Here is a 1,134-nt window from a genome sequence, read left to right as displayed (position 1 = left end):
CCCAGGGCACCCAACAGGCCGCCGATTAGGTGGTTGCCCAGGGATCCCGCCCAGGCAAAGGTATCCAGGCCGCTGAGGACGCTGAACCCCACTCCCGCCAAAAAGCCAAAGGGCACCAGCCAAATGGCCAGGCGCTGCATCTGGCGGTGGGCTGCTTGGGCCGGATCGATGAGCCCAAATTCATCCGCCGTTTTGTAGCCTCGCCCCAGCAGGTGCAATCGCTCCAGAGGGAAGCCGGCTTGTTCCAGAGCGCTATAGGCCGCCTCGGCAGCCATGCGATCCGGCAGTACCGCAATGAGATAACTCATAGGAAGAGCTGCGCTTGTTATCAGCCAACTCCATTGTCTCCTGAGTTTGGGTAGGGATCCCTATGACACCGGCTTGCCCCACCGAGGCCCAATCCATCAGCCTCTACCAGCGCTTCTATGAAGTTGTGCGGCGGATCCCGCCGGGGCGAGTGGCCACCTATGGGCAGGTGGCGCGGCTTGCCGGCTATCCGGGGTATGCTCGCCAGGTGGGCTATGCCCTGTTTCGCCTGCAAGGCCAAAAAACCGACATCCCCTGGCAGCGGGTGATCAACGCCCAAGGGCGCATCTCCTACTCCCCTTTTCGCCTCGGCTACGACGACCTGCAAAAAGTCTTACTCCAAGCCGAAGGGATCCCCTTCGACGCCGAGGGCCGGGTGGACTTGCACCAGTTTGGCTGGGATCCGCGGCAAGCTTAACCTGAGCTTGACCCAATCTTAAACAAGCCATAGCGAAACCTCCCGCCCAGCCCTGGTAACGTGAACGCGGATGCGTCTTGTCTCGTGGATGGAGTGAAGGAACTGTCATGAAATCAGCTTGTCGCGCTCGAGGGTTAGCCCCTGCCGAGGGAGGGTTTCCGGCTTGGCTGAACCCTCTGGCCAAGTCCCTGTGGGTTGGGCTGTGCTGTTTGGTGCTGGGCCTGGCCAGCGCCTGCGGTACCAGCAGTAGCTCAGTTCCTCCAGCCGGCGGAGGAGCGGGGTTTATCGCCTCGGATCCCAATGTCACCCTCTCCAGTCAACCGCCCGCCTTTACGCTGCAGATTTTGCACGCCAGCGACTTGGAAGCTTCCATTGCCGCCGTTCAGGATGCCCCCCGCTTCTCGGCGGTG

The 1,134-nt window shown here is 61.7% G+C and carries 1 protein-coding gene and 2 pseudogenes; 2 read left to right on the top strand and 1 reads right to left on the bottom strand.

The genetic code is table 11. The features are described from left to right. Nucleotides 1–308, bottom strand: a pseudogene (locus tag NW857_RS11940) (hypothetical protein); the annotation flags it as partial. Nucleotides 309–370: 62 nt separating this feature from the next. Between NW857_RS11940 and NW857_RS11935 the strand changes: the two are divergent. Next, nucleotides 371–724 (top strand): MGMT family protein, encoded by a 354-nt coding sequence (locus NW857_RS11935; protein WP_414335821.1) that lies wholly within the window; start codon nt 371–373, stop codon nt 722–724. Between the two features lie 107 nt (nt 725–831). Next, a pseudogene (locus NW857_RS11930) lies at nt 832–1,134 on the top strand (bifunctional metallophosphatase/5'-nucleotidase); the annotation flags it as partial.

The sequence above is a fragment of the Synechococcus sp. H55.9 genome (assembly GCF_047462355.1).
GTDB lineage: Bacteria > Cyanobacteriota > Cyanobacteriia > Thermostichales > Thermostichaceae > Thermostichus.
This window is presented reverse-complemented; position numbering and strand designations above follow the sequence as displayed.

Bases quoted from the DNA above. Each gene is read 5' to 3' on its own strand.
- NW857_RS11935 (WP_414335821.1), top strand. From the start codon at position 371: ATGACACCGGCTTGCCCCACCGAGGCCCAATCCATCAGCCTCTACCAG.